Genomic DNA, 6,714 nt, shown 5'->3' with positions numbered 1-6,714 from the left:
CGCCGAGACCATGGCCGAGGTCCGCCCCCTCCCTTCTCCTCCGCCGAGGGAACCCCGACCCGTCGAGAGAACCCGCTACACCGGGTTCCCTCGACGGTCCAGGGTTCCCTCGGCGAGCGGGCATACGCCAGAGTGAGCGGATGACCACCACCTCCCTGGAGGCGCCGACTCGGCGTCTCGGCCTCATCGCGCTCATCGCGACCCTCGGCGGCCTCCTCTTCGGCTACGACACCGGCGTCATCAACGGCGCCCTCGCGCAGGCCCTCCTCCTTGGCCTGCTGGACCAGGGCGGCGACGCGGCGGCGCGAGCGCGAGCGGCCGGCGAGCAGCGCCGCGAGGATGAGGGCGACGCCGAGGACGACGAGCAGCTGCGGCACCGGCACGGCGGCGACCGTGATCGACTCCGTCACGGGAGCGGCGGACACCGGCTCCTGATCGGCCGCGGCGACGGTCGGCGCGATGGTCAGATCGGCGCCGACTCCGAAGAGGGGCCAGATGCCGTCGAGCTGCACCGAGACGCTGCGCCGGTCGCCGGGCAGCAGCTCCTGCTGGGGAGCATCGGCCGCGACGACGGGGGCGGAGGAGCCCTGGGCGCTCGCGGTGCCGCCGAGGAGCAGTCGCACGTTGCCCGTGTTCACCACGTCGGCGACGAGCGAGAGGGAGCCGGGCTGGAACGGGTTCCAGGAGAGGCGGTAGTCGCTGGCCAGGTCCTCGACGGAGAAGGAGGGGGTCACCTCGCCGGTCACGCGGGTCATCACGCGGAAGCCGATGCGGCTCTCCACTCCGACGTTCGCGCCTCCCGCCTCGGTGCCCTGCGAGAGGACGGAGGCGGCGATGCCGGCGGCGTGGTCGCCGGGGGTGGCGTTGTCGGGGACCGTCACGGTGAACGGCACCACGCCGCTGCCGCCCGGATCGACGGTCACGGTCTCGGGGGCGGAGATCCACAGTCCGGCGTCGACCGACTCCTGGTCGGAGTTGAGCATGTTGAAGCGGCCGGTATCGGTGAAGTAGCCGTCGGCGCTGGTGATGCTGAAGGTCACGGGCTGGTCGCTGAGGTTCCGCACGACCGCCTCGTCCGAGGCGCTCGCGCCGGGGGCGAGCTCGAGTTCGACCCACGCGCGCTTGTCGGGCACGCCGTCGGTGGAGGGGCTGACCGCCCAGGTGATCGCGCCGTCGGCCGCGACGGCCAGCGGGGCGGCGCCCACGCCGAGGAGGGCGACGACGAGCGCGAGCAGCGCGGGGAGGAGCGGGCGGCGGGGAGCGGCGGAGCGGCGCGGAGCAGTCATCAGAACCTCATGGTCGCACGGGGGAAGCACGACGCGGCCGGGCGGGCGGGCCCGGCCGCGTCGGCCGTGGTGGGATCGCGGCCGAGGGAGTGCGTCCCCGGCCGCGACGGGTCACTCGAAGAGCGACAGGGTGATGGTGGACGAGTACGCGCCGGCGTCCACGTTCACGGGGGTGCGGAGGAAGAGGTCGGCGTCGGCGCTCCAGGAGCCCTCGGGGTTGACCTGCTGGGAGTTGCTGGCGACGATCGCGAGCAGCTCCTTGCCCTTCAGGCCGACGCCGTTGACGCCGCCGTCGATGACGGTGCCGACCTCGTCGCCCGCGGCGACCTCGCCGAGGTCTCCACCGTCGACCAGGTCCGGGGTCCAGCCCAGGTTCTCGGCGCCGATGGTCGAGCCGTCGGCCGACGTGAAGTCGCTCGCCGTGCCGATGACGTACCACGCGGAGTCGGGGGAGACGTCCGCGGCGTCACGGGTGTCGGTGACCGTGACGGTGGGCAGGGTGCCGGTGAACTGGCGGCGGACGTTGTCCGAGCCGGCCTCGGTGAGCGTCGTCGAGTCCGCGGCGACGGTCATCGAGAGGGCACCGGTCCCGGGCAGGTCGGCGATGTTGACGTTGACGTCGACGTCGTCGTTGCCGTAGTTGGCCTCGGCGGCGAAAGCCGTTCCGGCGACTCCGAGCAGGAGGACGCCTCCGGCCAGTCCGGCGGCTCCGCGGATCAGAAGGGATCGGGTGTTCATGTCGGGTGTTCTCCGTTCTTCGGCCGGCGTCGTCGCCGGCTCGATCTCAGTGGGGGTGGGTCGATGCCCGCGGGTCAGCTGCAGCTTGCCGCGGAGTAGGGGGCGGTCGTGGAGGCCGTGGCCGGCTTCCCGGCGATGAACGCGGTCGCCGTGGCGGTCGCGGATCCGTCGGTCACGCTGGTCACCCGGGTGGTGAAGGCGGCCGAGACGGTGGCGCCGGGAGCGACGTCGGCGAAGCTCTTGGAGCCCCACGTCGTGCCGATCACGATCTTCGCGGCGAAGGCGTTCGGGTTCGTGGCGGTCGCGGTGACGACGATCTTCCCGGCGACGCAGCGCGTCGTGGCGGTCGTGGTCACGGCGATCGCGGGTGCCGAGTCGGTCACGGGACCGACGGAGGCGGAGGCCGTCGCCGGCGTCCACTGCGGCTTCGCGGCGGTCACGGCCACCGAGATCGTCGCTCCGCGGTCGGCGGCGGTGAGCGTGTAGCTCGACGCCGTCGCGCCGCTGATCGCGGTGCCGCCGCGCTTCCACTGGAAGCCGGTCGCGGTCCACGGGGAGGAGGCGGAGGCGGTCAGCGTGCTGCCCACGGTCGCCTTCCCCGAGATCGAGGCCGCGAGCGGTGCGGTGTCGACGACCGTCTGCGGCGCCACGCTCGTGAGGGTCGGCACGACCTTCTTCATCAGGCCGGTGGCCGGGTCGAAGAAGACCCTGTCGATGGTGGTCTCGCGGTGCTGGCCGTCTCCGCCGGGGATGGCGAAGCGGTGGTACGCGATGTACCAGTCGTCCGTGCCGGGCACATTGACGATCGAGTTGTGGCCCGTGGCGAGGATGCCCTGCGACGGGTCCTTCTCGAGGATCACGCCGCGGTACGTCCACGGTCCGTCGACGCTCGTCGCGGTGGCGTAGCCGACCCTGTAGTTCTCGGAGCCGGTGTCGTCGATCGAGTAGGTCATGTGGTACAGACCGTCGCGGTAGTTCAGGAACGCGCCCTCGCGGAAGTCGGTCAGACCGCTGATCTTCTTGATGGTCCCGGGCTTGATCGAGACCATGTCGTCGGACAGCTCGCCGTAGAGCGGGTCGCCGTTGCCCCAGAAGAGGTAGCTCTTGCCGGTCTTCGGGTCGGTGAACGCGGCGGGGTCGATCGCCTGACCGGACCGCACGGACTCGCCGTTGGTGATCATCGCGGTCGGCTGCGCCGTGAACGGGCCCATCGGGCTGTCCGCGACCGCGACTCCGATCGTCTTGCGGTTCAGCGAGGAGTTCTCTCCGGAGAAGTAGAAGTAGTACTTCCCGTTCTTCTCGGTGATCGTGGGCGCCCAGGCGTTGCCGGTCGCCCACGGCACGTTGCCGTTCGCGCCGTCGAGGGTGAGGAAGGGCTGCTCCGAGCGGGTCCAGTCGACGAGGTTCTTCGAGGACCAGGCGTAGAAGGTCTTCCCGCCCCAGCCGGCGAAGCCGTCCGAGGTCGCGTACAGGTAGTAGGTGTCGCCGAAGACCGCGATGTTCGGGTCCGCGTTCAGGCCGGCCAGGACGGGGGACTTCACGACGACGGCCTTCAGGGTCCAGGTGGTCGCGGTGCCGCCGGTGGCGGGCGTGAGCACGACCGTCTGCGGGGTGGAGAGGTCGCGGACGGTGCCGGAGGCGGGGCTCGCCGTGACTCCCGCCGCGGTGGAGAAGGTCGGGGTCAGCTTCGTCAGATCGGTCCCCGGCTTCACCGGTAAGGTCACCGTCCGGCTCGCCGAGTCGACGATCGGGGCCGTCTTCAGGACGTCTCCGCTGAGCGACAGGTCGACCAGGGCCGACGTGTTGCCGGAGGCGGCGAGCACCTCGGAGGCGCTGAGCGCCCGGTTGTAGACCGAGAACTCGCGGATCTGGCCGCGGAAGCGGTTGTCCGCGTCGTAGTTCGAGCGTCCGATGTAGTTCGCCGAGGTGGAGCCTCCGCCGATGTCCTTCGGGTCGGTCGTGACGGTGCCGCTGGCGACCTTCACTCCGTCGAGGTAGATCGTGCCGGTGGTGCCGGAGAGCGTGTACGTCAGGTGCGCCCAGGTGCCGCGGGGGAGGGCCGAGCCGCCGGCGACGGTCTGCTCGGTGGTGTAGTTCCCGGTCGCGATGCTGGTGCGGTAGTTGTTGCCCGAGGTGAAGAGGTAGCCGTCGCCGGCGCCGTTCGTGGTGTTGCCCAGGCCGTAGAGGAAGTAGTTGCCGCCCTGCGCGGGGTCGATCCAGACGTCGGACTGGATGGTGAGGTCCGTCACTCCGGCGAGCAGGTCGTTCGGCAGCTTGACGTAGTCGTCGGTGCCGTCGAGCTGCAGGGCGCCGTCCTTCCAGGTGCCGCCCGAGGGGAGCGTGCCGTTCTGGTTGTTGCCCGAGCTGTCGCGCACCGTGGTGCCCGAGCCGCCGTCGAAGGTGTAGCGGAGGATCTCGCCGGCCGCGTTGACCGGCTTCGCGGCGGGGCCGGTGCTGCTGGTGCCGTAGGCGGCCGTCAGGCGCGCCTCCTCGGCGCTCGAGAGGCGGAGCACCGAGCCGTGGCGGAAGGGCTTCGAGAACGAGTACGTGTTCGCGCCGGTGGTGCCGACGGGAAGCGCCGTGAACCGCATGTCCGCAAGGGTGTCGGTGACGTAGGCGGAGTAGCCGAACGAGTCGCCCATCACGACCCAGCGGCCGTCGGGCAGCTGGTACACGGTGAGGCCCTCGAGGTGGTCGGAGAGGCCGCGGGACTTCTCCTCGCCGAAGCCGATCACGCGGGTCCACGGGCCGGCGAGGCTCGGGGCCTTGTCGACGACCGTGCGCCAGTCGGCGGTGGAGAAGCGGTAGTACGTGTCCCCCTCCTTCGCGATGGTCGTGTCGATGATGCTGCCGCGGCTCCCGCCGCCGGCGGCGGGGTTCTCGTCCAGCCAGACCTTCGGGGTGGAGAAGCTGACGAAGTCGCGCGTGGTCGAGACGTAGACGCGCTGGGCGGAGGCCCCGCCGGTCAGCGTCTTGTCGCGGGCGGCCCAGTAGACGTAGTACTGGCCGGTCGCGTCGTCCCAGATCGCCTCGGGAGCCCAGACGTTGCCCGCGTCGGGGAAACCGGCGAAGACGATGCTCTGATCGCTCCAGTTCACGAGGTCCGTCGAGCGCCAGACGACGAGGTTCTTGCTCGCGTTGGTCTGGTCCCAGGTGCCGCCGGGAGCGGTGCCCTCGGCGTGCAGGTCGGTGCCGATGATCCAGTACTCGTCGCCGGTGGGGGAGCGCACGAGGTGCGGGTCGCGGACGCCGAGCGTGCCGCCGAGGTTGGCGAGCACGGCCTTGTCGTTGTTGAGCTTCGACCAGTGCAGGCCGTCGGTGCTGGAGCCGAAGTAGATCTTCTCGTAGTCGGTCGAGGCGAAGTGGGTCCAGAGGTAGCCCGCGTCGTACTCGGTGTCGAGGTTCGCGGGAGCCGCGCTCACCGTGACGGGCAGCTGCCGGGTCGCGGTCGTGCCGGCGATCGTGGCGGTGAGCGTGACGGGCGTGGCAGCGGACTGGCGCTTCACGACGCCGGTCGTGCTGAGCACGGCCGTGTTCGAGGAGGACCAGGCGACGTCGTAGGAGCCGGCCTTCGCGGGCAGCGTGACGTTGCCGCGGACGTCGCCGGCGTTGACGATCGAGAGGGCGTCGAGCGCCTTCTGGGCGTCGGCGTTCACGTCCTTCGCGGGCACGGTGACGGTGAAGGTGCGGGTGGTCGAGGCCGAGCCGCGGGTGCTCGTGGCGGTCAGGGTGACCGAGGCGACGCCGGTCGCCGGCGGCGTGACGACTCCGCTCGTCGAGACGACCGCGGGGTTGCTGGAGCTCCACGTGATCGCGGAGCCGTTCGGGCCGCTGGTGGGCAGCGCGAGGTTCGCCTGCACCGAGGAGAGGTCGCCGAGGTTCAGGGCGGCGGAGTCGCGGGAGACGCGGGTGCTGTCCGTGGCCTGGAGGGTCGCGACGTCGGCCGCGCTGAGCGCGGTGCTGTAGACGCGGAAGTCGCGGACCGAACCGGCGAGGGTCTTGTCGGCGGTGTAGACGGAGCGGCCGATCGCGTTCGCGGTGGTGGTGCCGTTGCCGATCGCGGCGGGAGTGATGGTCACTCCGGTCTGCTGTGCGACCTGGGTGCCGTCGAGGTAGAGGCGGGCGGTGTCGCTCGCGTCGTCGAGCGTGTAGGTGAGGGTCTTCCAGACGCTGCGCGCGAGGTCCGCGTTGGAGTTGACGGTCTGCTCGGTGGTCCAGTTGCCGGTGGCGATCGAGGCCTTGTAGCCGTTGCCCGTCGTGTAGAGGTAGCCGTTCCCGGCGCCGTTCGTCGTGTTGCCGAGGCCCCAGATGAAGTAGGGCGTGCCCTGGTTCGCGTTGACCAGGACCTCGGTGCTGACCGTGATCGAGTTCAGGCCCGCGAGCAGATTGTCGGGCAGCTTGACGTAGTCGTCGGTCCCGTCGAGCACGACGCCCGCGGCTCCACGAGGAGCGGCTCCGTTGACGAGCGTGCCGGTGCGGCCCTTGCCCGAGCTGTCGGCGACGGTCGTGCCGCTCGTCTCGTCGAGCGCATAGCGCAGGACGAGGCTGTCGGACGGAGCGGCGCTCGCCGACTGGGCCGTCAGAAGAGGGACGGTGAGGGCCACGGCCGTCACGAGGACGAGTGGTCGCAGGAAAGGCTTCATCGCGCTTTGCTCCAGGGTCGGCACCATTGCTGAGGGGAGGGAGTGTG

2 protein-coding genes and 1 pseudogene are annotated in these 6,714 nt (G+C 70.9%); all 3 read right to left on the bottom strand.

The window, feature by feature from the left end:
- Positions 1-890 precede the first annotated feature (890 nt).
- Positions 891-1,286, bottom strand: a pseudogene (locus C5C24_RS18490) (hypothetical protein); the annotation flags it as partial.
- 111 nt (positions 1,287-1,397) lie between these two features.
- On the bottom strand, positions 1,398-2,024 hold the full coding sequence (locus C5C24_RS14975; protein ID WP_104275963.1) for a hypothetical protein: 627 nt from the start codon (positions 2,022-2,024) through the stop codon (positions 1,398-1,400).
- A 74-nt stretch (positions 2,025-2,098) separates the two neighbouring features.
- Positions 2,099-6,667: a family 43 glycosylhydrolase gene (locus tag C5C24_RS14970; protein ID WP_181135552.1), complete on the bottom strand. Its 4,569-nt coding sequence runs from the start codon at positions 6,665-6,667 to the stop codon at positions 2,099-2,101.
- Positions 6,668-6,714 lie beyond the last annotated feature (47 nt).

Origin of the sequence: Rathayibacter sp. AY2B3, assembly GCF_002931755.1 — a bacterium.
Taxonomy (GTDB): domain Bacteria; phylum Actinomycetota; class Actinomycetes; order Actinomycetales; family Microbacteriaceae; genus Rathayibacter.
The sequence above is the reverse complement of the archived record's forward strand: the minus strand, read 5'-3'. Positions and strand labels throughout refer to the sequence as shown.

Excerpts from the sequence above, each read along its gene's own strand:
- C5C24_RS14975 (WP_104275963.1), bottom strand. The coding sequence starts at position 2,024 with ATGAACACCCGATCCCTTCTGATCCGCGGAGCCGCCGGACTGGCCGGA.
- C5C24_RS14970 (WP_181135552.1), bottom strand. The coding sequence starts at position 6,667 with ATGAAGCCTTTCCTGCGACCACTCGTCCTCGTGACGGCCGTGGCCCTC.